Raw genomic sequence first — 24,675 nt, 5'->3', positions numbered from 1 at the left:
GCGGCTCGATGAATGGTCCCGGTGCTCCCATGCTGTCGCCGGACGACCTGGAACGGCTGGTCGCGGCCGGCGACGTCGACACCGTCATCGTCGCGTTCACCGATATGCAGGGCCGGCTGGCCGGCAAACGGGTCTCGGGCCGGTTTTTCGTCGACGAGGTGGTCGAGCACGGGGTCGACTGCTGTAGCTATCTGCTTGCGGCCGACGTGGACCTGAACACGGTGCCCGGGTATGCGATGTCGAGTTGGGACACCGGGTACGGCGACATGGTGATGACCCCGGACCTGGCCACCCTGCGGCGCGTTCCCTGGCTACCCCGCACGGCACTCGTGCTGGCCGACCTGGGTTGGGCCGACGGCAGCGCCGTCGCCGCCTCGCCGCGCGCCATCCTGCGCCGCCAGCTCGACCGGCTCGCTGAGCGCGGACTGGTCGCCGATGTCGCCACCGAGCTGGAGTTCATCGTGTTCGACGAGCCGTATCGCCAGGCCTGGGCTAGTGGCTATCGCGGCCTGACGCCGGCCAGCGACTACAACATCGACTACGCCATCTTGGCGTCCACGCGGATGGAACCGCTGCTGCGCGACATCCGGCTGGGCATGGAGGGGGCCGGTCTGCGGTTCGAGGCCGTCAAGGGTGAATGCAACAGGGGCCAGCAGGAGATCGGATTCCGCCACGACGACGCGCTGGTCACCTGCGACAACCACGCCATCTACAAGAACGGCGCCAAGGAAATCGCCGACCAGCACGGCAAGAGTCTGACGTTCATGGCGAAATACGATGAGCGCGAAGGCAACAGCTGCCACATCCACCTGTCGCTGCGGGGCAAGGACGGCTCCGCGGTGTTCGCCGATGGCGGCGGACCGCATGGCATGTCGTCGATGTTCCGCGGTTTCCTCGCCGGCCAGCTCGCCACCCTGCGCGAGTTCACACTGTTTTACGCGCCGAATATCAACTCCTACAAGCGATTTGCGGATGCCAGCTTCGCGCCGACGGCGGTAGCCTGGGGACTGGACAACCGCACCTGCGCGGTGCGGGTCGTCGGCCAGGGCCGTAACATCCGGATGGAATGCCGCGTCCCCGGCGGCGATGTCAACCCGTACCTCGCGGTGGCTGCCCTGGTCGCCGGGGGGCTGTGCGGAATCGAGCGGAAACTGGAGCCACCCGAGCCGTGCAATGGCAACGCCTACGAAACCACCGGCATAGCTCGCCTACCCACCACGTTGGCGGAGGCCGCCGAGGCCTTCGAGGCGTCGGCCGTCGCCCGGGAGGCGTTCGGCGACGGCGTGGTCGCGCACTACGTGAACAACGCGCGCGTCGAGTTGGCGGCCTTCAACGCGGCGGTCACCGATTGGGAGAGGATGCGTGGATTTGAGCGTCTCTAGACGGCCGGTAGTGGGCATGACGGCATACCTCGAGCGGGTGCAGGCCGGAATCTGGGATGTCCCGGCGTGTTACTTGCCCGCCGATTACTTCGAGGGCGTCACCATGGCCGGTGGTATCCCGGTGCTGCTGCCGCCGCAGCCGGTCGACCCCGACATCGCCGGCCGCGCGCTGGACAGCCTGGACGCTCTGGTCATCACCGGCGGGTATGACCTCGACCCCGCCGCCTATGGCCAGCAACCCCATCCGGCCACCGACGAGCCCCGCCGGGCCCGCGACGCCTGGGAGTTCGCGTTGTTGGCGGGCGCGCTGGACCGGGGGCTGCCGGTGCTGGGCATCTGTCGCGGCGCGCAGGTGCTCAACGTCGCGCTCGGGGGCACGCTGCACCAGCACCTACCCGACGTCCTCGGCCACCACGGGCACCGGGCCGGCGACGGGGTGTTCACCAGGTTGCCGGTCCGCACCGTGCCGGGCACCCGGCTGTCGGCGCTGATCGGGGAGTCCGCCGACGTGCCGTGCTACCACCATCAGGCCATCGACAAGGTGGGTGCGGGCCTGGTCGTCAGCGCGTCGGACATCGACGGCGTGGTCGAGGCGCTGGAGCTGCCCGGCGACGGGTTCGTGCTCGCCGTGCAGTGGCATCCGGAGAAGTCCCTGGACGACCTGCGGTTGTTCAAGGCGCTGGTGGACGCCGCGGGGTCGTACGCAGGCCGCCGATGAGCACGGTGCAACTGATCAACCCCGCCACCGAGGCAGTGCTGCGGTCGATCGAGCACGCCGATGCCGCTGCCGTCGACGACGCGGTGCGGCGGGCGCGGGTGGCCCAGCGGCGGTGGGCACGCTTGCCGCCCGCCGAACGGGCGGCCGGCCTGCGGGCCTTCGCCGCCGCCGTCGAGGCGCACAGCGACGAGCTGGCCGCCCTGGAGGTCGCCAACTCCGGACATCCCATCGGGTCGGCGCAGTGGGAGGCCGGCCACGTCCGCGACGTGTTGGCGTTCTACGCCGCCAGCCCGGAACGGCTGTCCGGCAAGCAGATTCCCGTCGCTGGCGGGCTCGACGTCACCTTCAACGAACCGCTGGGCGTGGTCGGTGTGATCACGCCGTGGAATTTCCCGATGGTGATCGCGTCCTGGGGCATCGCGCCGGCGCTGGCCGCCGGCAACGCCGTGTTGGTCAAACCGGCCGAACCGACACCGCTGACCACGCTCCGGCTCGGCGAGCTGGCGGTCGAGGCCGGGCTCGACGCGGACCTGCTGCAGGTGCTGCCGGGCAGGGGCGCGGTGGTCGGGCAGCGGTTCGTCACCCACCCGGACATCCGCAAGATCGTGTTCACCGGGTCCACCGAGGTCGGCAAGCAAGTGATGGCCGGTGCGGCGGCTCAGGTCAAGCGGGTGACGCTGGAACTGGGCGGCAAGAGCGCCAACATCATCTTCGATGACTGCGACCTGGAACGCGCAGCGGCGACCGCGCCGGCCGGGGTATTCGACAACGCCGGACAGGACTGCTGCGCCCGCAGCCGGATCCTGGTGCAGCGCAGCGTTTATGACCGGTTCATGGAGCTGCTGGAGCCGGCGGTGAAAAGCGTCGTCGTCGGTGACCCGGCTTCGCGCGACACCGAGATGGGTCCATTGGTCTCCGCGGCGCACCGGGCCAAGGTGGCCTCTTACGTGCCCGACGACGCACCCGTGGCGTTTCGCGGCACCGCACCCTCCGGACCCGGATTCTGGTTTCCGCCAACGGTTCTCACGCCAGCGCGCACCGACCGCACCGTCGCCGAGGAGATCTTCGGTCCGGTGGTCACCGTGCTGGCGTTCGACGACGAGCACGACGCGATCACGCTGGCCAACGACACCGCCTACGGACTGTCCGGATCGATCTGGACCGACGACCTGTCCCGGGCGCTGCGGGTATCGCGGGCCGTGGAATCGGGGAATCTGTCCGTCAATTCGCACTCGTCGGTGCGCTACAACACGCCGTTCGGCGGCTTCAAGCTGTCGGGCCTGGGCCGTGAGCTTGGGCCGGATGCGCCGTTGCATTTCTCCGAGACCAAGAACGTGTTCATCGCTATCAAGGAGGTCGAGTGACTGACCTGACGCGGCGGCTGGCGGGCCGGGTGGCGGTCGTCACCGGCGGCGGTAGCGGCATCGGCCTGGCCGCCGCCCGCCGGATGCGTGCCGAAGGCGCGACGATCGTCGTCGGCGACATCGACCGCGAGGCCGGCGGGGCGGCCGCCGAGGCGCTTTCCGGATTGTTCGTGCCCGTAGATGTTTCCGACGAGGGCGCGGTCAACCGGCTGTTCGACACTGCAGCCGAAACCTGCGGCGCGGTCGACATCGCATTCAACAACGCCGGCATCTCGCCACCGGAGGACGACCTGATCGAAAACACCGAACTGCCGGCGTGGCAACGGGTTCAAGACGTCAACCTGAAATCGGTGTACCTGTGCTGCCGGGCGGCGCTGCGGCACATGGTGCCCGCTGGGAAGGGGTCGATCATCAACACCGCGTCGTTCGTGGCCGTGATGGGTTCGGCGACCTCGCAGATCTCCTACACCGCATCCAAGGGCGGGGTGCTGGCCATGTCGCGCGAACTCGGGGTGCAATTCGCCCGGCAGGGCATCCGGGTCAACGCGCTGTGCCCCGGCCCGGTCAATACCCCACTGCTGCAGGAGCTTTTCGCCAAGGACCCCGAAAGGGCCGCCCGCCGCATGGTGCACGTTCCGTTGGGCCGATTCGCCGAGCCCGACGAAATCGCCGCTGCGGTCGCGTTTTTGGCCAGCGACGACGCGTCGTTCGTCACCGCCTCGACGTTCTTGGTCGACGGCGGCATCAGCTCGGCCTACGTCACCCCGTTGTAGTGCCCGTGTGGCGCTGGTCATCCTCCTGCTGGTGAGCGGGGGACCACGCTGGGGCGCAGCTCGAACCGGGACGCGGGAGGGCCGCCGGTGCCACGACCGCCCATGCTCGCGAACGGCATCAGCGGCATTCCCGCGGATCCGAGGTCTGCCGATCCGAGCGGGGCAGCGTTCAGTCCGGCGCTTGGCAACGCCGCGGCGATAGGACTCGCCGGCGTCGTGATCCAGGCCTGCGGCACCGACAGCGCTCCGATCGACATCCCGCGGCCCACAGCCGCGGACATCGCCGCGTCGCTGCCGGCGCCGCCCACGCCCAACACGACCGATCCCAACGAATGCGCCCCGGACTCGACCGCCTTCATCGCACCAGCGGCAGCTGCCGTGACCGGCCCGGTGGCGGCCTTGGCGAACCCCAGGCCCTTATCCAGGAAGTTCAGCGGGTACATCGCGAAATTCAAGGGCACGGTCAGCGAACTCAGCTTCGACACAGACGATGACAGCGACGCCCACGCCGCGTTGAGCTGTGTGACTGTCGACGACGCGGCGAGCCCCTCGAGTACTTGGGGCACAGTCGAGACGAGCCGAGACCCGGCCAGTATGGCCTCCTGAGCCGCTGTCCCGGCCGACGTGCCGATCGCGTGGGCCACCGCGGCGCCTTGCATGGCCACGCCTGCCGGGTCGGTAGTCGTCGGCGGCGGGGTGAATGGTGTCACCTTCGACGCGGTCGCCGAGGCGGCGGCATAGCCGTACATGGCGGCGGCATCCTGGGCCCACATCTCGTCGTAATCGGCCTCCGTGGCTGCGATCGCGGGGGCGTTCTGACCAAGGATGTTCGTCGCCATCAGCGACATCAGCAACGTGCGGTTGGCGACGATCATCGGCGGCGGAACCGTTGCGGCGAACGCCGCCTCATAGGCGCGGACGGCCGCCCGAGCGCGGGCGGCCGCCTGCTCGGCCTGGGCGGCGGTGGCGCTGAGCCAGGCCGTATAGGGTGCCGCGGCTCGGGCCATCGCCGCCGCCGCGGGGCCGTCCCACTTGCCGGCCAGTCCCGCGGTGGCCGAACCGTAGCCACTGGCCGCCGCGTAGAGCCCGACGGCCAGCTCCTCCCAGGCCGATGCGGCGGCCAACATCGATCCTGCGCCCGGACCGGAATACATGCGCCCGGAGTTGATTTCGGGCGGTAACGTCGCGAAATCCATTGTTATCCCACCCCGAGTGCGACTGGAAGAACGACGGTTTCGAATTGCGTTGTGCTGCTAAAGAACATGGACTTCTCCTGCAAGATACGGAAGTTACTGTGTCGTGTCGCGGAGGGCCTTGGCCCGCGCTGCGGAGCCGATTCACGCGGAGCGCTGTGATCGAGTTTCCCCATCAAACCGACGCTGCGGATGAATGCTCACCGGCGCTCGTGACAGAGCGCGAAATAGCCTGGCGCCGGCCGATCAGCGCCGGGCGACGCAGAGTTGATTCAGTAGGTCGTGACCACCCTGAGGGATGGCAGGAGCACGGGAATGTGGTACACCCGGCGCGTGCCCGACGGTCCTCACGGAAGCCGGCGTTGGCAGTGACCACTCCGGTGGCGCCGAGCGCGACCAAGTCGGTGGCCGATCACGCTTTATCCCAGCGCTTTTGAGTGGCTTCTGATTTTTCGAGGAGGAACCCCGATCGACTGTCATTGCCGGCTTGGAGCTATCGGTCACTTGGGCGGGGACAATAGCGACAGTCAGCTGTGACGCCGCCACGGGCTGCGGCGGGCCGGCCGCAGCAAGATGGGTCCGCAATGTCCAAAATCCGACGATGGCGGCCAACAAGGCTAGCCCGGCGACAGCTGCGATGACAGACTGCCATCGCGGAGGTCTGCCCGAGCCCCGGAAATTCACAGTGCCCCAACTGTAGCAGTGACGAGGGCCGCCCGGGATGCGAAACAGCGGGCCGCGCCGACCGAGCTTCCCCCGTAGGTCGAACCCGGTTGCGGGCCAGCGGATGTGGTAGGCGCCCGCTATCCGGCGGCCGGCGGGTGGGTCACCACCGTCGGCCGGAACCCGTAGCGGGGGGCTTCAGCGAAGCCGCGTCCGGACGAGCCGGTCAGCGGCATCCCGCCGAGCATGCTCGACGGTCCTCCGCCGACCGCGGGGGCGCCCGCGGCGCCGTTGGGCAACGCCGACCCGGCGGCGCCGAGCGGCGTCGTCGCCGTCCAGCTGGGCGGCACCGACAACGGCCCGATCGAGGCCGCGTTGCCCACCCCCGCCGACACCGCACCCCCGAGGCCGCCCATCCCGGGCACCGCGTCGCCAAGCCCGGTTGCCGCGGCCTCGGCGGCCCCTTCGGCGGCCTCGGCGGCCGCACCCGCACCGGAAAGGCCGATGAAATCGCACATGGTGCCGAAGAAGTTGCCCGGCGTGTAGAAGCCGGAGGAAAGGGCGTTCATCTCGATGGCATTGAGGAAGGTGCCCACCGGAGACCCGTCGGACCCGTTCAAGAACGCGAGCAGCCCGGTTGGCGTTGTGAGGTCGATTCCGCCCAGCCCGAGCCAATTCTTCAGGTCGCCCAACTGCACGGTTGAGGTAGGCGCGGCGAGTCCCTGCAGCGCGCCGGGTACGGCGGACATCAGCCGCGCGAGCGTGGCCTGCGTCCCCGCATTGCCGGTGGTCGCGACGGTCTGGGTGAGCGCGGCGGTTTGGGCGCTGGTGGTTGGTGGTGGGTCGGTGAAGGGCGTCAACGCCGATGCGGTCGCCGACGAGCCGGCGTAGCCGTACATGGCCGCGGCATCTTGGGCCCACATCTCGGCGTACTGCGCCTCGGTGGCGGCGATCGCCGGAGTGTTTTGGCCGAACAGGTTGGTAGCCACCAGCGACGCCAGCAGCGCACGGTTGGCGGCGATCGCGGGCGGCGGCACCGTCATGGCGAACGCGGCCTCGTAGGCCCCGGCGGCCGCCTTGGCCTGGACCGCGGCCCGCGCGGCTTGCGCGGCCGTGCTCCCCACCCACTGCACATACCCGGCGGCGGCCGCCGCCATCGCCACCGATGCCGGGCCCCGCCACGGCCCACCGGCGAGATCGGTGACCACCGAAGCGTAATTGCCAGCGGCCGTGGATAATTCGGCGGCCAAGCCCTCCCAGGCCGTCGCCGCGGCCAGCATCGGGCCACAGCCCGCGCCGGTGTACATGCGCCCGGAGTTGATTTCGGGTGGCAGCGCTGCGAAATCCATCGGTTGTCCTCCTCTAGCTCGCGTCGACGGCCGCCGTGCAAAGCATTTCGGGTACGATGTGGACGAACGACATGGAATGCTCCTTGGGAATTGACGGCCCGGGGTAGGGCGCCGGTATCAGGGCGCACGACCGTAGCGCACGACGGCGATCTGCGAACGTGCGTGAGAGATGGCTTGGCGAACCGTGTTTCAGCCAGCAACAACCGCGCCGGGACCGCAGCGGATTGGCTACAGTCGTCGACTCCTACGGTGCTGCAACGATCTTCGTGTTTTCTTCGTCAAGCCCAGAGCCGGTGGTGATCGCGGCTTGCGGTAAACCAAAGCCGATTTGTCGAGGAGCCGACTATGTGGTGCCACGGTCCCCCGCCGCCTGGATTGCGACGGCGGCTGCCGGCTCCAGAATGGAACGGCCATGTGGCGTCCCCTCGACGTGGGAAGAAACCTCCTGTCACAAATAGGTAACTCCAGCCGGCGCGCAGATGCAATCGATTTGCAGAAGCAAATATGCGAACTTATTCGCAGGTTGGCGACCTGCCGCGGTCGCTGGGGATCGGCACGTCCGGTAAGCGCCCGAGCGGGTCCGTCAGCCGCGCGAGACCGCGTTGAAAACGATTAGCGGAATTGCCATTTCGACTGCGGTGGCCCCACCATGAAATCCGATGAGTCGGGCCGTTTCTGGGGGCTCATGGCCGGTCGCCAGCACGGCGGCATCGGAGGTGCAGGTGACCACGACGTCTCCGACCCGGGGCAGGTGCCGAGGGCTCATCGGCCCGAAGATGCCAGTGGCCACCGCCTCTTCGCGGGTTTGCACGTTGGCACAGCCGCCAAGGAGCTCGCTCCAGGTGGCCACTACATCGGCCGCGGCGCCGGGCTCGGTGTGCAGGTAACGCACCCGCGGCTCGCCGGCGACCACCCGTACGCCCGCTCGCAGCCTCGGGTCGGTGTCGAAGTCGACGCGGGCATTCGCCGGAACGTTGAGGCCGCCGTGGTCCGCGGTAACCAGCAGCGCCGCGTTGCGCGGCAAGGCCTCGACCAGCCGGGTCAGCAACACGTCGATACGGGCGCCCGCGTCGTGCCAGTGGTCCGAACCGATGCCGAACACATGGGCAGCCGTGTCGAGTTCGGCCGTGTAGCCGTAGACCAATCCTGGTGCCGCGTCCAGCTCGTTGGTCAGGCGCTGGGCGTAGTCATCCGCCGTGCGCGTCGGGCACAACCGAGCGCCGCGATACGCGGCATCGGTCAGCCCGCTGCCGACCAACCACTCCGGTAGCACGGCGCGCGCGCCGAACCCGGCCCGCGTCAGCCGCTCGAACCACGTTGGCAGCGGCTGCCATTCGGCGTGTGGTGGGTCATCGCGCCAACGGATGTGGTTGAGGACCCGGTCGGTGCCGGGGATGTTGAGGGTGAAGCCCAGGATGCCATGCTCGCCGGGTTGTGCGCCGGTGCCCAGCGACACCAGGCTGCTGGGTGTGGTCGACGGGAAGGTGCAGACGAGTTGCTCCAGCCGTCCGTCGCCGCCCGCCAAGACCGACGCGAGGAGCGGCGCGTCGCCGACCAACTTCGGTAGCAGGTGCCAGCCCAAACCGTCGACCAGCAGCACCGCGACACGATCAACCTGATCGACGTCGACCGATTCCGACAATCCCAGCGGGTCAACCACACCCGGTGCCCCGAGCAGCGCGGCCGCGGCGGGCAGCACATCGCAGATCGAACCGGGCACGATGGTCAGTCTGGCACGAAGTGAAGCGTGCGCCAGCCGTCGGCCGGTCACCCGCGGGTGGGCCATGCCCCGGAAAACCTCGTCGCCGCGCGGCGCACCTCGTCGACCGATCCGTCTCGCAACGTGGCGCCCGGTGGGGGACCGCAATAGCCCAGCGTGTTGGGGGCGTAGGCGCAGCGAACATCTCGACGCCCCGGTTGTCCGTCAAGCCCGCCCCGCCAGCTTGGCGGCGTCACGGTGGATGCGCCCGAAGTTGTAGTAGGCCGCACACGCCCCCTCGGGGGACACCATGCACGTCCCGATCGGGGTCTCCGGGGTGCATGCGGTGCCGAAAACCTTGCATTCCCAGGGTTTGAGCACGCCCTTGAGCACCTCCCCGCATTGGCAGGCCTTGGGGTCGGCGACCCGCACGCCGGGCATCGCGTAACGCAGTTCGGCGTCGAATTCGGCGAACTCGTCGCGCAGCCGCAGCGCGCTCTGCGAGATGAATCCCAGCCCACGCCATTCGAAGTGCGGGCGCAGCGCGAACACCGTGCCCAGCAGCGCCAGCGCCGCGGGGTTGCCGTGCTCGGGCACGACCCGCGTGTATTGGTTCTCCACCTCGCAGCGGCCCTCGCGGAGCTGGCGCAGCAGCATCGCGACCGACGCCAGGATGTCCAGCGGCTCGAATCCGGAGACCACCAACGGTTTTCGGTACACCGCCGGCACGAACCGGTACGGGCGGGTGCCCACGACCGTGGATACGTGCCCTGGTCCGATGAACCCGGACAGTCGCAGGTCGGGTGATTCCAGGATGGCCTTGATCGGCGGCACGATCGTGACGTGGTTGCAGAACACGCTGAAGTTGGGCAGGCCCAGGTCGCGGGCGCGCACCAGGGTCACCGCGGTCGAGGGTGCGGTGGTTTCGAATCCGATGGCGAAGAACACGACCTGCTTGGCGGGGTTGTCGGCGGCGATCTTGAGCGCATCCAGAGGGGAGTAGACGAACCGCACGTCGGCGCCGCGGGCCCTGGCGTCCAGCAGGCTGCCGGACGATCCGGGCACCCGCATCATGTCGCCGAAGCAGGTGAAGATGACGCCGGGTTGGCCGGCCAGCCACATCGCGTCGTCGATGCGGCCCATCGGGATCACGCAGACCGGGCAGCCCGGGCCGTGCACCAGTTCGACGTTGTCGGGCAGCAGGCGTTCGATGCCGTGGCGGTAGATGGTGTGGGTGTGCCCGCCGCAGACCTCCATGAACTTGAAGTGCTCACTGTTACCGGCCAAATGGTCGATGGCGCCCAGCAGTTGGCGGGCGGCCGCGGGATCGCGGAATTCGTCGACGAAACGCATGGACACTCCCTAGCCGATGGCCGACGAGTCGAAGGCCTCCAGTTCGGTGGCGTACGCCTCGCCGAGCTTTTGGACGGCGGCCAGGGTGAGCAAGGCCTCGGTTTCGTCGATCTTGGCCATAGCGAAACCGACGTGCACCAGTACCCAGTCGTCGGGTTCGGGCATGTCGTCTTCCAGTAATCGCACGCTGATGGTGCGTTGCACACCGCCGACGTCGACCCTCGCCAAATAGTTTGCCGGATCGGTGATCTCGACGATCCGGCCCGGAATCCCCAGGCACATGTCGCTCTCCTCCCTTGGCGGTTCAGCAGATTCGCGGCAGCGGGTCGCCGACGAGCATCTCGACGATGCGGGTGCCGCCGAACCCGGTACGCAGCACCACGCATTCCGCTGGCTCGGCGACGATTTCCCCGATCTCGACCGCCTCGGCGCCCAAAGGATGCGAGCGCAGCGCGGCCAGCCCCACCTGGGCCTCCTCCGGCGCGACGACGGCGACGAACTTGCCCTCGTTGGCGACGTAGAGCGGGTCGATGCCCAGCAGTTCGCAGGCGCCATTCACCGTGGGCCGCACCGGAAGTCGCTCCTCGGTGAGCAGCACCCCCAGACCGCACGCCGCCGCCAGTTCGTTGCACACGGTGCCCACCCCGCCCCGCGTGGCGTCGCGCAGCCAGCGGGTCGACGGCGCGGCCGCCAGCAGCAGTTCCACGAGCGGGCTGACGGAGGCCGTGTCGGAGGCGATGTTGGCCTCGATCCCCAAATCGCCCCGGGCGAGCATCACCGCCATGCCGTGATCGCCCATCGACCCGGACAACAACACCTTGTCCCCGGCGCGCACCGATTGTGCCGACAGCCGTCGCCCCGCGGGAATGACGCCGGCGCCGGTGGTGGTGACCAACACGCCATCGGCGGCGCCCTTGGGCACCACCTTGGTGTCGCCGGTGACGATCTGCACCCCGGCGTGGGAGGCCGCCGCCGCCATGTCGGCGACGATCCGTTTGAGTTCGGCGATTCCGAAGCCCTCTTCGAGCACGAACGCCGCGGCGATCCAGGCCGGCACCGCCCCGGCCACCGCCAGGTCGTTGCAGGTTCCGTACACCGCGAGCTCGCCGAGGCAGCCGCCGGGAAAACGACGCGGCGCCACCACAAACGAATCGGTGGACATCGCGATTCGCTCGCCGCCGGGCAAGGCCAGCACCGCGCTGTCGCCGAGCGATTCCAGCGGCGGATTGCGGAACGCCTCCACGAACACCGCGTCGATAAGCGCCGCCGAGGCCTTCCCGCCCGCCCCGTGCGCCAGCGTCACGTGATCGTCGAGCAGGCGGGGACGGCGCCGCCGGAACGATTCGATCCGCTCGCCGACCTCGCCCTCGCCGAACCGCGGCCCCGAGGACAGGTATTCGCTTGCCGGTCTGCTCACGCCGCGCCCCGATCATCGACGTGTTCATGGGTGGCCAACCACAGCCGATAGCCCAGCAGCGCTTGGGATTCCTGGATCCGGTGCACGCTTTGGGAGCGAACCACGAAGCAGGCGTCCACGTCGGGATTGTCGGCAAACGCGCCGCCGTCGTATCCGGCGAAACCGACGGTATACAGGCCACGCCGGCGCGCCTCGGCCAGCGCGGTGAGCAGGTTGGGCGAATTGCCGCTGGTCGACATGGCGATCGCGATGTCGCCGGTCCTCGCGCGCGCGATCAACTGGCGGGCGAACACTAACTCGAATCCCACATCGTTGCCCAGCGCGGTCAGGATCGCCTGGTCGGCGGTCAACGACCAGGCCGGCAGGGATTTTCCGACCGGCGGGTGGGCGAACAGCCCCGCCAGGATGGTCGAATCCGTGCAGCTGCCGCCGTTTCCGAAGGTGAACAACCGCCCACCCGTCGCGAAACGGCGCGCCATCTCCGCTGCGGTCCGCGCCAGCAACTCGGCATTGGCTTCCAGTGTCCAGCGTCTCAGGGCCAGGCTCTCGGCCGCCTTGGCCTGCGCCGACGCGGTCAGGTCGGCAAGCAGCGAGTCGGCGTCGTCTTCGGCTGCGTCGATGAACGGATACAGGAAGTTGGTCGGCTCGTCGTGCGTCATGAATCGTCCTCCTCGTCGCCGACGCGGCCGATCGCGGTACCGGCGTGCACCAGCACCAGATCGCCGGCGGCGACCGGGCCGACCAGCGTCGTCGCCACGTCCTCGATGCCGCGCGCGGTGCGCACCGCGGCCAGCCCGTCGTCCGAGGCGGCCACCACCTCACCCAAACGACCCTCGTCACCACACGTGACACAGACGTCGTCGGCATCCCCCGGCTTGAGCAACCCCGGATGCTCAAAACAGACATGGGTCAACTCCCACAACAGGTGATACAACAGCACGAAGCCACCGGTCGCGGGCGCTCGGGGGTCCGGATCGTCGAGCCACAGCACGTGGTCCGCCCTGCCCGCCGAAGGTCGCTGGCCGCTGCCGATCCACACGGTGGTGGCACCCCACGCCGGGGTGCGGCGCATCACCGAACGCACCTGCGCGTCGTCCGCAGCGGCGATCGCGACCACGAGGTCGCCGGGCCGCACCGACACCCGCGCCAGGTCCACCAGGCCGGGGCCGGTCAGCGCCACCGCCGGCAAGGCCCGCTTGCCCATGATCACCGGATGCACGAACTCGACCGCGATGTGCAGGGCATGCGGTTCCCAGGACGGCGCGATGGACCACATCGTGGCGCCCGCCGCGAACCGTCTGGCCAGCGTGAACGCGGTAGCGGCCAGGTCGGCGGCCAGGTCGGCGCCAAGCCCGCGATCGATACCGGTAGCGCCCGTCACCGTTTCGCCTCCCCTAGCCCCGCCAGCATGCCGACCACCGCCTGACCCAGCGCCAGCCCGCCGTCGTTGGGCGGAACGGTGTGATGGGTCAGCACGTCAAATCCTGCCAGCCGCAACCGCTCCCGGCACGCGCGCAGCAACAGCACATTCTGGAACACCCCACCGGTGAGGCCCACCAGCCGCACCTCGCCGGCCACCTGACCGACCACCTTCGCGACGGCGTCCGCGACGGCCCGGTGGAAGGCCGCCGCCAGCAGCACCGGCGGCGTGCCGGCGCGCAGGGCCGACACCAGCGTTTGCACCAGCGTGGCCGGATCGATCACCCCGTCGGCCCGCACCGTGAGTGGCAGTGACGGGCCAGGCCGGCCGGGCGCCGAGTCGGCCAGCGCCTCGAGTTCGATGGCGGCCTGGCCCTCGTAGTCGATCCGGTGCCGCACCCCGAGCAGGGAGGCGACCGCGTCGAACAGCCGGCCCATGCTCGAACACGGGACACATCCCACGCCGCTCTCCAATTGCGAACGGGTGAGCCGCAATTCGTCCGGCGTTGCCGCGGCGACCGGCGCCAGATCCGGGGTCCAGTCGATGTCGGCCATCCACAACGCCGACAGCGCCACCCGCCAGGGATTGCGCACCGCGGCGTCGCCGCCCGGCAGCGGGACCGGCAACAGATGCCCCACCCGCACGAAACGGTGGCTGTCATGCCCGAGCGCGAGGATCTCCCCGCCCCAGATCGTCCGGTCGCTGCCGTAACCCGTGCCGTCGAAGGAGACCCCGACGATGGGTTCGCCGATGCGGCCGTGCTCGGCCAACAGCGACACCACGTGGGCGTGGTGGTGCTGCACCAGGTCCACCGGTCGATCGTCCGCGTGGCGCTCCGCCCAGCCGCGGGTGTGATACCCGGGATGCAGGTCGGCGGCCAATCGCGCCGGCCGGCCCCGTAACTCGCTGAGCTGGCCGAGCGCGCGCTCGAACGCGCGCAGCGTCTCCCAGGTGGCCATGTCGCCGATGTGCCCGGACATGTAGGCGCGTGACCCGTCGGTGAGGCAGAAGGTGTTCTTCAGCTCCCCGCCCACCGCAAGGACCGCCGGGCCCCGGTACCCGATCTCGATTGGCAACGGCGCGTAGCCGCGGGAACGCCGGATCGGCAATTCCCGGCCGTCAACGACGCGCACCACCGAGTCGTCACACGGCACGTGGATGACCCGGTCGTGGTCGAGGACGGCATCACTGAGCAATGGAAGCCTGAGTGCGGCATCCTCTTCGGTGAAACAGATGGGTTCGTCGGAGCGGTTGGCGCTGGTGAGCACCAGCGCGTCGGGGACCGGACCGCGCGCACCGGGCACGGCCGCCAGCAGCAGGTGATGGATGGGGGAGTACGGCAGCATCAGCCCGATCAGCGGGCTGCCGGGCGCGACCGCGTCGGCGACGGGCGCGGTGTCGCTACCGGGACGTCGGCGCAGCAACACGATCGGCCGTGCGGGATTCGACAGCACCGCCGCCTCCGCGTCGTCGATGTAGGCGTAGCGCCGCGCCACGGCCAGGTCGCGGACCAGCACGGCGAAAGGCTTGGCGCCCCGCGCCTTTCGGACCCGCAGCGCGCTCACCACCGCCTCGTCGTGCACGACGCACGCCAGGTGGTAACCGCCGATTCCCTTGACGGCGACCACCTGACCCGCGGCCAGGGCCCGTTGGGTGGCCGCGAGTGCGGCGTCCGACCCGTCGATGCGGCGCGCGGCATCCGTCCGGAACCACAGCGATGGCCCGCAGTCCGGGCAGGCGATGGGCTGGGCGTGGAACCGGCGATCGGCCGGATCGTGGTATTCGGCGGCGCAGCGCTCACACATGGCGAACTCCGACATGGTGGTGGACGCACGGTCGTAGGGCAACGCGCGGATGATGGTGAACCGCGGCCCGCAGTTGGTACAGGTCACGAAGGGGTGGCGGTACCGCCGGTCGTGCGGGTCGAACAGCTCGGCGACACAGTCGTCGCACACCGCGATGTCGGGGGGGATGGCGGTTTTAGAAGTCTTAGCACCGGTGACGGCCTGGCTGGCCACGATCCGGAACTCGCGTTCGGCGGTGTCGATGGGAACGTCGGTGACGGAGACGGCGCTGATCCGCGCCAGCGGCGGGGCGTCGGCGCGCAGCCGGCGACCGAATTCCTGCACCCGTGCGCGGTCTCCCTGCACCTCGAGAAAGACTGCGCCCGAATCGTTTCCGACGAATCCGGCCAGGCCCAGCTCGCTGGCGATGCGGTGGACGAACGGGCGAAAGCCAACCCCCTGGACGACACCGGTCACCGTGACGCGTCGGCGGACCTGCGTACAGGGTGGGCCGGCCCGCAACATCAGGGAGACGTCGGTCATCTCAACCGCCACCCGGATCGCCGCGGCCCCGGCCGATCAGCTCCAGGCCGGCCATCGCTTGCTTGGCGTTGGCCCGGCCTGTCCTCTCGGCTACGAAACCCATGTGGATGATCAACCCGGTCGCCGGGCGCGGATGTCCCTTCCGGGGGCATGCCGACATCGACCTTGCGTTGTTCGCCGGTGACAGCTGCCCCTGGTAACCGTCCAGCAATCCTGATCACCTGACCGGGCATGCCCAGACGCATGGGTCAGCACTCCTTTCGCACCGACGCCGCGCCCGCCGGGATTTGCAACGCCGCGACGATCTCCTCGACGGCCCGCACCGCGCGCGGGACGGCTCTGGCCACCGGCTCGCTGAGCCCGATTCCTTCCTCGACGCTTCCCACCTCGCATCCGACGACGACCGTATACGGCGGACTGCCCCCCAGCGCGCGCAGTCGGGCGAATACCGTTGCCGGATCCATGCTGTGCGCATCCATGCCCGTCGCGCTGGGCCAATATGCTTGGTCGGCTTGGAAATCGGCCTGGAAGACGTGCAACGTGCCCGGGCTGCCACGATTGGGTACCGCGTCGACCAGGATCAGCGTGTCCCATCCCTCGAGCAGGTCGTGGGCCAGGTGCATGCCGCGGATGCCGTAGTCGATGACGCGCACGGCCGTGTCGTCCCGCAGGAGCTCGGTCTGTCGCACCACCTCCGAGCCGAACCCGTCGTCGCCCAGAAACATGTTTCCGATTCCGGCCACCAGGATGCTTGCTGCCATCGGGTCACCCCACGCTACATGCGTCGGTGCTTGAGGTAGCGGCGGGCGTCCGGGAGGGACACCGGCCCAATCACCACCGCCGCCGCGACGGCAATTGCGATGACGGCCAGCAATACCCAACCCAAGACATCCATCTCGAACTCCTTTCGTCGGTTGGTGTGGCATCGGGGGCTCCCAGCGGTTCGAATGCGCTAGGGCCAAAGGACATTTCGCAGTCAACCGCCTCGTCCCACGTCAGCCACGAGCCGCCCGGCGTGACCAGGTCGCCGACGGGCTCGAAAGCCCGTCATCGAGCGCGCGCTCGGCCCGGCGACGTTGCAACCGCAGGAACCGCACCACCACGCTCAGCGCCCGGGCCGGTTGCCGTGTAGAGCGGATAGGTCAGCGTCTCCGACAGGTTGTCCGGGTGGATCGGGCAACCCGGAACGCAGACGATCGGAATACCGGCCTTGCTCTTCCACTCCCAGCCGAGATGATCGGACACACCCATCGCACCGGCGACCTTGAGGCCGCGAAGCGCGCCGAGTGCGATCTCCTCGATGCTGGGCTGGGTGGCGGCAGTTGACGCCACCGAATCGCCGTCACAGCCAAGACCCGCGTTGATCCAGAGAACGTGGGTCGATGTTTCCGCTGCTTCGGGTGGCATGCTGCAGCTCTCCGGGGCCGGGCTGAAACCCCTGCGCCGCCGGAGTCGACCGTCGGCCCACTTGCGCAGCGCTGTGTCTGGGTCTACTCCCGCGGCCCGGTCGTTGTCAACGGTTCGCGGTTGGCTTCAATCGGCTGGACCTGCCGCGAACCGCCGCAGCCAGCCGAACCAGGCGCCCATGCCGGCTCCGGTGCGCGCGGAGACCGGCAGGATCGTGGCGGCCGCGTTGACCTCGCGGACGTGCGCGATGTAGGCGCCGACATCGGCATCCAGGTAGGGCACCAGGTCGATCTTGTTGAGCAGGACGACGTCCACCGATCGGAACATCACCGGATATTTCAGTGGCTTGTCCTCGCCTTCGGTGATGGAGTAGACCATGGCCTTGGCGTGCTCACCGACGTCGAATTCCGCCGGGCACACCAGATTGCCGACGTTTTCGATGATCACCAGGTCCAGGCTGGGAAGGTCCAGGCCCGGCAGGGCGCGGTTGACCATCGGCGCGTCGAGGTGGCATTCGCCGCCGAAGCCGTTGCTCGTGTTGAGCAGCGACACCTGGGCACCGCGACCGCTGAGCTTGGCGGCATCCAGATCGGTGGCGATGTCGCCTTCGATGACCCCGATGGCGAACTCGCCGGCGAGCTCATCGAGCGTGGCCTGCAGCACGGTCGTCTTCCCCGACCCCGGGGAGCTCATCAGGTTGAGCGCGCGGATCCCGTGGCTCTCGAAGACCGCCCGGTTGAGGTTCGCCCGGATATCGTTTTCGGCGAAGATCCCCTCCAACACGTCGACGCGTTGTGGTCCGGTCTCATAACTACTGTGATCCCCGTGTTCATGGGTGTGCACGGTTCCGTCGTCGTGCCGGTGAAACCTACCCACTGTGAACACCTTTCACGAGACGTCCAGCGACGTCACCAGGAATTCGTTGCCGCGTAGCACCTCGACGTCGGAACTGTCACACCCAGGGCACCAGATCGACCAGGCCGAGGTGATCTCCGACCGTCTACCGCACGCACGGCAGCGCACCTCGGCGGTGACGCACTCGAGCTCCAGTTCCGCATCCGGCATGTTCTCCGAGTCCCGGACCAGTGTCCAGCAGAACGACAACGATTCCGGGACCACCTGCCGAAGCGCGCCGACCCGGACCCGGACCACGTCGACGTGGCGACCGTGGGCATGCGTTTTGACCACACCGGCGATCGCTTCGCACAGGGACAGCTCATGCATGAGCACCGTTCTACACCGCGCCGAGATTGCCGCCAAGGCTGTGATTCTGACGCCGGTCGCGACCATGGTGGCAATTTCGATGCGTGACCGCGCTGCGGTCAGTTCGCGCTGTCGGCCGCTGGGGCCCACTTTTCTTCAATGCGACCGTAGCGCCAGACGAGCACGGCGACGGCCCACGTGATCACGAACATCCCAACGACAAAGAAGCCGGCGGCGTTGAGGTCGAGCGCGCCGACCCAGTCCCAGAACGCTCCGCGCCAGCCGAACTGGCCGGCGAACAGGCCGAGCAATTCGACGCTGCCGATCAGCAGCGCCACGCCCACCGATAGCCCGGTGATGGTGATGTTGTAGAAGATCTTGCGCACCGGCTTGGAAAGCGCCCAGCCGTAAGCGAAGTTCATGAACGAGCCGTCGATGGTGTCCAGCAGGCACATGCCGACGGTGAACAGCAGGGGCAGACACAGGATGGCATACCAGGGCAACCCGGCCGCCGCGCTGGTGCCCGCCAGGACCAGCAGCGCGATCTCGGTGGCGGTGTCGAATCCGAGCCCGAACAACAATCCGACCGGATACATGTGCCAGGACTTGGTGATCGACCGGGTGAGGCGGCGCAGAATTCGGTTGAGCAGCCCGCGCCGGAGAGCCTTGTCCAACTGCTGTTCCAGCTCGGCTCCGTCTTTTTGTGGGTCGTAGTGCCCTCGGCGCAGTCGCACGAACACCCTCAGGATCCCAACCAAGACCACGACGTTGAGGACGGCGATCAGATACAGAAACACCCCTGAGACGCCGGTGCCGATCAGCGTCGTGTAGTGGTGCAGCGTCGAGGAGTCGTCGGCGACCGGGCCGATGATGGCTTTGATTCCGGTTGCCAGCAGCACCGCGAGCCCGAAGACCACGGTGGAGTGGCCCAGCGAGAAGAAGAATCCGACGGCGAGGGGGCGATGCCCGTCGCTCATCAGCTTGCGGGTGGTGTTGTCGATGGCGGCAATGTGGTCGGCGTCGAACGCGTGCCGCATGCCCAGGGTGTAGGCGGTCAGCCCGATGCCGACGCCAAATACCTTGCCGCCCACGGCGAATCGCGCCGGCTCCACGAGAAAGACCAGCGTGATCCAACCAACCAGGTGCAGCGCGACGATGACCGCCAACATCGCCGCGAGGCGCCGCCACTCCGATGGTGTCAGCAGCCTAGACCACCATGACAGCCGCAAGTCGAGCGCGCTGTCGGCCATGCCCGTCCTTCCACCGCTGGGCAGAAAGCAACCGACCCGACTTTAGGTTCGGTGATGGGCTGGATGCAAGTCAGTTGCAAGAATGGTGTCATGGCCGGGGGAGGCCAGCGCTGGCAATCCCGGGTATCAGGCGCAACACTGAAAAGGTGACACGCAAGCCGTCGGGGCTGGACCCGGCGGTCACCGAACGGATCGGCGAATTCCTGCGCGCCCGTGGATTGCGGCGCATGGCGTCGCGGATCCAGGTGTTGGCGGTGCTCGAGCCGGTCAACGGGCATTTGTCGGTGGCCGAGATCCATCGGCGGCTGCCGGAGTGCGTGCCGCCCGGCGCACCGGTGCCCGACCTGGCGACGATCTACCGCACGGTGACCACGTTGGTCGGCCAGGGGGTGTTGCACACGTTGACCCTCGACGGCGGGGTTACCACCTATGGGCTCGCCACCGCCCCACATCACCACGCGGTGTGCACCCAGTGCGGTGCGATCATCGAGGTACCCGCGCGGCAGCTGACCTCGGCGCTGGAGCACGCGATGGCGGGCAGCTCGTTCGCGCTGTCGGAGCGGGCCGGGCTGACGCTGCGTGGCCTTTGCCCGCAGTGCCAGGACAGCGCGCTGGATCTTGACGACCCGACCGACCCGCGTCCGCTCAAGCGGCGCGACCCGCGGCAGCGTCGACGTTGAGCTCAGCGCAGACCCAGTAGCGCGTTTTCGACGACCTCGGGCAGCGCCGGGTGTATCCAGTACTGTCCGCGCGCCATTTCGGCGGCCGTCAGCCCGAAGCTCATCGCCTGGATCAACGGCTGGATGATCGAGGACGCCTGGTAGCCCATGATGTGCGCGCCGATCAGGCATCCGCTGGCGCGATCGGCGATGAGCTTGACGATTCCAGTGGTGTCCTCCATGGCCCAGCCGTAGGCGACATCGCCGTAATCCTGTATCGCCACGGAGATATCGAAACCCCGTGCGATTGCCTGGTTTTCGGTCAACCCGACGGCGGCGAGCTGGGGATCGGTGAACACCGCCGCCGGAACATAGCGGTGGTCGGTCGCGGCCATCGATCCCGTGTCGTCCCAGTCGCACAGCAGGTTGCGCGCGACGACGCGGGCCTCATGGTTGGCGACGTGCTTGAGCAGATACGGCGAGGAGACGTCGCCGAGCGCGAAAACGCCACGCGCCGAAGTCCGTTGGTATTCATCAACCAGCACTCGACCGTCCTCGACCTCGATGCCGGCCTGCTCGGCGTCCAGGAGATCGGCGTTGGACACCCGCCCGGTCGCCACCAGCAGCAGGTCGGCGTTGAGGACGCCGCCGTCGTCGAGCTCCAGGGCTATGCCGGGGTCACGGTTTCGCGCGTTCACGACGTTGCGGTGGGTGTGCAGCTCCCACTTGGTTGCCGCGATGCGGGTGAACCGTTCGCAAATGGTGTCGTCGCAATGCCGCAGCAAGCAGCCGCCCCGGATGACGATGGTGACCCGCACCCCGAGCGCGGAGAAGACGTGTGCGAATTCGGCTGCCACGAAGCCGCTTCCGATGATCACCACGTGCTCGGGCAGCTCGGCGATCCGCATCACGGTGTCGCTGGTGTGATAGTCGACCCCCGATGTGAGGATGGCCGGCGGAATCACCGGCCGTGAGCCCGCCGCGATCACCACCTGTTCGGCGGTGAATTCTTCGCCGGCGTCGGTGCGCAACAAATAGCGCCCGTCCGCCTGAACCGGCCCGAATCGCGTGTGCTGGCGGTACACGTCGATGTTGGGCGCGGAGCGTCGATAGTCCTCGCCGCTGAGCGCGATGGGATCGATCCGCCCGAAGACGCGCGACACGATGTCGTCCCACCGCACCCGGTCGATGCGGGCGTCGACGCCGTAACGGGCCGCGTTCCTAATGGTTTTGGCGACTTCGGCGGCGTAGACGAACATCTTGGTCGGGATGCACCCGACATTGAGGCAGGTGCCACCGAAGGCGCCCTGCTCGCATATCGCCACCCGTTTGCGCGCGTAGCGCTCGTCGAGAATGCTATTGCCCGAACCGGTTCCGATGATCGCGATGTCGTAGGTTTCCATTTTATTGGGGCCGTTGGCCTTTCGTTGACGAGGACGAGGCGTGGGTGTCGTTGCGTGTGTTGAGGTAGTGGTCCAGCCAGAGATCCAATTGCTGGTATGCCACCTGGCGTGGCTGAGGTAGCGACAAAAACACGTCGTGTTTGGCGTCCGCCACCGGAACGACGGTGGTGCGGTTGCCGATGCAGCCGGCCCACCGGGCGATCTGGCGGACGTCGAGAACCGCGTCGCCGCGGTGCAGCGCCGTCGGGCCGGCACTCTCGCGCACCGTGTGATCCGAACGCAGGATCAGGTTGGGCACGCCAACGTCGAGACCGCGATGCAGCCGGACCTGGCCGCGGCGCACGGCGTGCAGCCAGCCGAAGGTGACCGGAAATCCGCCCACCGGTTTCCACTGAAGGTTGTAGTCGAACTCCCCGTCGTAATCCCGGTGCAGGCTGGTGCCGTAACCGCCCTCAACCGGCCCGCGGGCCACTGCCTTGGAGCGCACTCGCGACACCGCCGCGATCGTTGCCGCGGTCACGCTCAGTCGCACAATCGCCGGCCCCCGCAGATCCAGAAACGGGCTGTTGAGCACCAGGCCGGCGATGCCCGAGCGGGTGGTGGCGGCGCGCTGACGTAACCGGTCCAGCCACAGCGACACGATGAGCCCACCCGCCGAATGGCCGTAGATCAAGACCCTGGGGGAGCGGTTCTGCTCGCCGATGACCGCGAGGGCGTGTTCGAGTTCGGCGTCGTAGTGGGCCAGATCCGTGGTGAAGTGCGGCGTCTGGCCGTCCCGCCGAGACCGGCCGCACTTGCGCAGGTCCAGCGCATAGAAGGCGAAGCCACGGCTGGCGAAGTGATCGGCCAACTCGGTGTGGAAGAAGTAGTCGGTGTACCCGTGCACCGCCAGCACCGCCCGCTCGGCGGCGTCGGTGTCTCCGCGGCGGATCAGGGTCGCGACGATCTCGCCCTCACCGTCGGGGTCGGGCCCGAGCGGGATCGTGTGCTGCCAATAGCCGGGCAGGACGTCGGGTACCCAGCCAGTCACGGGGTCAGCTTAGAGCGTGGTCAGCGCTCGTGCGGTCAGCCGTCCTGGCCGGGGTTGCCGTGGAAGCCCGCTTTGCCGGACACGCCGGTGGCACCGGAGGTGGTGTCCCCATGGCCGCCCGCGCCGCCGCCGCCGGCCGCGCCGCCGGCACCCCCGGCACCACCCAAGCCGCCGGCGCCACCGGCGCCGGTGCTGCCCGCCTGTCCGATCAGCCAGCCCCCGGCCCCGCCGTCACCACCGAGGCCGGCGGCCCCGCCGGGCCCGCCGTCGCCGCCGTTACCGCCGTCGCCGCCCGCGCCGCCGTCACCGCCCGCGCCGCCGTCACCGCCATTGGAGGTGGTAGAACCGGCGCCGGCAAGGGCTTCGCCCCCGGCACCACCGGTGCCGCCGCCGCCGCCGGTGCCGCCCACACCGCCCGCACCGCCGCTGCCGCCGTCGCCGCCGTCGCCGCCGTTACCGATCAGCAGCCCGCCCGCACCCCCGTGACCGCCCAGACCCCCGGCGCCCCCGGCGCCCCCGGTGCCGAGGGCGCTGCCGCCGTCACCGCCGTCTCCGCCGTCGCCACCGGTGATGGTGGCACCGCTGCTGAGGCTGTTAGCAACGTCGGCCTTGCCGCCGCTGCCACCGGCACCACCGGCGGCACCGGCGCCGCCCATGCCGCCGGCACCACCGCTGCCTCCGATGCCGCCGTTGCCGGCCAGCAGACCGCCGCGGCCGCCGTCACCGCCGGCGCCGCCCCTGCCGCCGGCGCCGCCCGACACGTCGCTGTCGTGGCCGTTGCCGCCGTTACCGCCGTTACCCCCGGTCACGCTGGTGTTGGCCTGAGCAAACCCGCCGTTGCCGCCGTTTCCACCGTTCCCGCCGGAAGCCAGGGCGTTGCCCCCGTTGCCCCCGGCACCACTGATCGCAGTAGCACCGCCGTCAGTGACGGCTTCCCCACCGGCGCCACCGCTGCCGCCGTTGGCGCCGTCTCCGCCGTGGCCGCCCGCGCCTCCAAAGGCGTTACCGGTACCACCAAATAGGTTCCTTACTTCGCCGCCGTGGCCCCCGTTGCCGCCGTTCACGGTGACGCCGCCAGCATCGCCGGGATCCCCGGGGCCGCCGGTGAGGTCGGTATTACTACCATTCACGTCGTGACTCGCTCCGTCGCCGCCGGCAGCGGCGGTGCCGAGGGGGGTGGGATTGCTGCCCGCGATGCCGGTGGCGCCGGTGCCGCCCTGCCCGCCGGCGCCACCGTCGCCGAACAGGACGGCGTTGCCGCCGTGGCCTCCCAGCCCGCCGACGCCGCCGTTGACACCGGCTACGCCGATCCCGCCGTGGCCGCCCGCCCCGCCGTTCCCGAACAGCAGCCCCCCGGTGCCGCCGTTACCGCCGGCCGCGCTCGTCCCCCCGGCGCCGCCGGCCCCGCCGTGGCCGATCAGCCCGGCGTTGCCGCCGGGGCCGCCCGCCTGGTTGGGTCCGCCCGCGGCGCCGTTGCCGCCGTTGCCGTACAACAACCCGCCGGCCCCGCCGGCCTGGCCCGGGGCCGACCCGTCGGCGCCGTTACCGATCAGCGGGCGTCCCAGCAGTGTCTGGGTGGGCGCATTGACCGCGTCCAGCACGGTCTGCAGCGGCGACGCGTTGGCGGCCTCGGCGCTGGCATACCAGACCCCGGCCGTGGTCACCCCCCGGGCGAACTGGTCATGGAACGCCGCCGCTTGGGCGCTAACGGCCTGGTATTCCTGGGCGTGCGTGCCGAACAGCGCCGCCACGGCCGCCGACACCTCGTCGGCGGCCGCGGCCAGCAACCGTGTCGTCGGAACCGCCGCGGCCGTATTAGCCGCACCGATCGCCGACCCAATGGCCGCCAGATCTGACGAGGCGGCCGCGAGCATGTCCGGTGTTGCGATGACGAACGACATGGGGGCGACCTTCCACTCAAGAGGCCGGCCATCCGGCCCTCCGTCAGAGCACGATCGGCAAATCAGATCGTATAGCTAACACGCAGGTGGCGTCTCGCGGATTGGAGTAAGAGGCGCGGGCGCGTCGTGCGGTCGGCTGAGAGCGCGGTCGGGCCATTGCCCCC

General features: G+C 69.1%; 22 protein-coding genes and 2 pseudogenes. 5 read left to right on the top strand and 19 right to left on the bottom strand.

Annotated features, from left to right (window positions below):
* Positions 1–8: 8 nt before the first annotated feature.
* From G6N24_RS13650 to G6N24_RS13635, 4 genes are read left to right on the top strand one after another with little or no spacing between them, the layout of a single operon-like run.
* Positions 9–1,382, top strand: a complete 1,374-nt coding sequence (locus G6N24_RS13650; RefSeq protein WP_085162881.1) for a glutamine synthetase family protein — start codon at positions 9–11, stop codon at positions 1,380–1,382.
* The gene (locus tag G6N24_RS13645) at positions 1,348–2,100 is read left to right on the top strand and encodes a gamma-glutamyl-gamma-aminobutyrate hydrolase family protein (RefSeq protein ID WP_085162901.1); all 753 of its coding nucleotides are present in this window, start codon (positions 1,348–1,350) and stop codon (positions 2,098–2,100) included. The genes G6N24_RS13650 and G6N24_RS13645 overlap by 35 nt, the downstream gene beginning before the upstream one ends.
* Positions 2,097–3,464, top strand: coding sequence for an aldehyde dehydrogenase family protein (locus G6N24_RS13640; RefSeq protein WP_085162882.1), 1,368 nt, complete (start codon positions 2,097–2,099; stop codon positions 3,462–3,464). The genes G6N24_RS13645 and G6N24_RS13640 overlap by 4 nt, the downstream gene beginning before the upstream one ends.
* Positions 3,461–4,237 (top strand): 3-oxoacyl-ACP reductase, encoded by a 777-nt coding sequence (locus tag G6N24_RS13635; protein ID WP_085162883.1) that lies wholly within the window; start codon positions 3,461–3,463, stop codon positions 4,235–4,237. Before G6N24_RS13640 ends, G6N24_RS13635 begins: the two co-directional genes overlap by 4 nt.
* A 17-nt stretch (positions 4,238–4,254) precedes the next feature.
* On the opposite strand, the gene G6N24_RS13630 is transcribed toward G6N24_RS13635, so the two are convergent.
* The 16 genes and pseudogenes from G6N24_RS13630 to nicT all read right to left on the bottom strand — a co-directional run bounded on the left by G6N24_RS13630 (position 4,255) and on the right by nicT (position 19,518).
* Positions 4,255–5,433, bottom strand: a complete 1,179-nt coding sequence (locus G6N24_RS13630; RefSeq protein ID WP_085162884.1) for a PPE family protein — start codon at positions 5,431–5,433, stop codon at positions 4,255–4,257.
* Between the two features lie 800 nt (positions 5,434–6,233).
* On the bottom strand, positions 6,234–7,442 hold the full coding sequence (locus G6N24_RS13625; RefSeq protein WP_085162886.1) for a PPE family protein: 1,209 nt from the start codon (positions 7,440–7,442) through the stop codon (positions 6,234–6,236).
* Positions 7,443–8,025: 583 nt separating this feature from the next.
* A complete protein-coding gene (locus G6N24_RS13620; RefSeq protein ID WP_085162902.1) occupies positions 8,026–9,162 on the bottom strand; it encodes an alkaline phosphatase family protein in 1,137 nt (378 codons plus the stop codon).
* Between the two features lie 59 nt (positions 9,163–9,221).
* Positions 9,222–9,398: pseudogene (locus G6N24_RS24685) on the bottom strand (DUF6390 family protein); the annotation flags it as partial.
* Positions 9,367–10,494: a hydrogenase formation protein HypD gene (gene hypD / locus G6N24_RS13615; protein ID WP_085162888.1), complete on the bottom strand. Its 1,128-nt coding sequence runs from the start codon at positions 10,492–10,494 to the stop codon at positions 9,367–9,369. The gene hypD and the pseudogene G6N24_RS24685, both read right to left, overlap by 32 nt.
* Before the next feature lie 9 nt (positions 10,495–10,503).
* Positions 10,504–10,776, bottom strand: a complete 273-nt coding sequence (locus tag G6N24_RS13610) for a HypC/HybG/HupF family hydrogenase formation chaperone (RefSeq protein ID WP_085162889.1) — start codon at positions 10,774–10,776, stop codon at positions 10,504–10,506.
* Positions 10,777–10,798: 22 nt separating this feature from the next.
* Positions 10,799–11,911: a hydrogenase expression/formation protein HypE gene (hypE, locus tag G6N24_RS13605; RefSeq protein ID WP_085162890.1), complete on the bottom strand. Its 1,113-nt coding sequence runs from the start codon at positions 11,909–11,911 to the stop codon at positions 10,799–10,801.
* Positions 11,908–12,570 carry a D-sedoheptulose-7-phosphate isomerase gene (locus tag G6N24_RS13600; protein ID WP_085162891.1) on the bottom strand — a complete coding sequence of 221 codons (663 nt, stop codon included), beginning with the start codon at positions 12,568–12,570 and terminating at the stop codon, positions 11,908–11,910. Before G6N24_RS13600 ends, hypE begins: the two co-directional genes overlap by 4 nt.
* Positions 12,567–13,292 carry a HypC/HybG/HupF family hydrogenase formation chaperone gene (locus G6N24_RS13595; protein ID WP_085162892.1) on the bottom strand — a complete coding sequence of 242 codons (726 nt, stop codon included), beginning with the start codon at positions 13,290–13,292 and terminating at the stop codon, positions 12,567–12,569. The genes G6N24_RS13600 and G6N24_RS13595 overlap by 4 nt, the downstream gene beginning before the upstream one ends.
* Positions 13,289–15,658, bottom strand: coding sequence for a carbamoyltransferase HypF (gene hypF, locus G6N24_RS13590; RefSeq protein WP_085162893.1), 2,370 nt, complete (start codon positions 15,656–15,658; stop codon positions 13,289–13,291). Before hypF ends, G6N24_RS13595 begins: the two co-directional genes overlap by 4 nt.
* A gap of 248 nt (positions 15,659–15,906) precedes the next feature.
* Positions 15,907–16,419: a hydrogenase maturation protease gene (locus tag G6N24_RS13580; protein WP_085162894.1), complete on the bottom strand. Its 513-nt coding sequence runs from the start codon at positions 16,417–16,419 to the stop codon at positions 15,907–15,909.
* A gap of 14 nt (positions 16,420–16,433) precedes the next feature.
* On the bottom strand, positions 16,434–16,553 hold the full coding sequence (locus G6N24_RS25870) for a DUF6893 family small protein (protein ID WP_372514590.1): 120 nt from the start codon (positions 16,551–16,553) through the stop codon (positions 16,434–16,436).
* Positions 16,554–16,777: 224 nt separating this feature from the next.
* A pseudogene (locus tag G6N24_RS13575) lies at positions 16,778–17,065 on the bottom strand (hypothetical protein); the annotation flags it as partial.
* A 126-nt stretch (positions 17,066–17,191) separates the two neighbouring features.
* The gene (gene hypB / locus G6N24_RS13570) at positions 17,192–17,941 is read right to left on the bottom strand and encodes a hydrogenase nickel incorporation protein HypB (RefSeq protein WP_085162895.1); all 750 of its coding nucleotides are present in this window, start codon (positions 17,939–17,941) and stop codon (positions 17,192–17,194) included.
* A 12-nt stretch (positions 17,942–17,953) separates the two neighbouring features.
* A complete protein-coding gene (locus G6N24_RS13565; protein ID WP_085162903.1) occupies positions 17,954–18,289 on the bottom strand; it encodes a hydrogenase maturation nickel metallochaperone HypA in 336 nt (111 codons plus the stop codon).
* A gap of 98 nt (positions 18,290–18,387) precedes the next feature.
* A complete protein-coding gene (gene nicT, locus G6N24_RS13560; RefSeq protein WP_085162896.1) occupies positions 18,388–19,518 on the bottom strand; it encodes a Nickel transporter NicT in 1,131 nt (376 codons plus the stop codon).
* A 146-nt stretch (positions 19,519–19,664) separates the two neighbouring features.
* Here nicT and G6N24_RS13555 point away from each other — a divergent pair, with 146 nt between their 5' ends.
* Positions 19,665–20,198: a Fur family transcriptional regulator gene (locus G6N24_RS13555; protein ID WP_085162897.1), complete on the top strand. Its 534-nt coding sequence runs from the start codon at positions 19,665–19,667 to the stop codon at positions 20,196–20,198.
* Positions 20,199–20,200: 2 nt separating this feature from the next.
* Here G6N24_RS13555 and mtr read toward each other — a convergent pair whose 3' ends face one another.
* The 3 genes from mtr to G6N24_RS13540 are packed head-to-tail and all read right to left on the bottom strand — an operon-like array spanning position 20,201 to position 24,511.
* Entirely contained in the window at positions 20,201–21,580 is a 1,380-nt protein-coding gene (mtr, locus tag G6N24_RS13550) for a mycothione reductase (protein WP_085162898.1), read from the bottom strand.
* A 1-nt stretch (position 21,581) separates the two neighbouring features.
* Complete coding sequence (locus G6N24_RS13545; protein WP_163745511.1) at positions 21,582–22,610, bottom strand: alpha/beta hydrolase; 1,029 nt, start codon at positions 22,608–22,610, stop codon at positions 21,582–21,584.
* A gap of 35 nt (positions 22,611–22,645) precedes the next feature.
* Entirely contained in the window at positions 22,646–24,511 is a 1,866-nt protein-coding gene (locus G6N24_RS13540; RefSeq protein WP_163745510.1) for a PE family protein, read from the bottom strand.
* Positions 24,512–24,675 lie beyond the last annotated feature (164 nt).

The organism is Mycobacterium lacus (assembly GCF_010731535.1).
Taxonomy (GTDB): domain Bacteria; phylum Actinomycetota; class Actinomycetes; order Mycobacteriales; family Mycobacteriaceae; genus Mycobacterium; species Mycobacterium lacus.
Note: the sequence above shows the minus strand (reverse complement) of the source record. Positions and strands in the feature narration are given on the sequence as shown.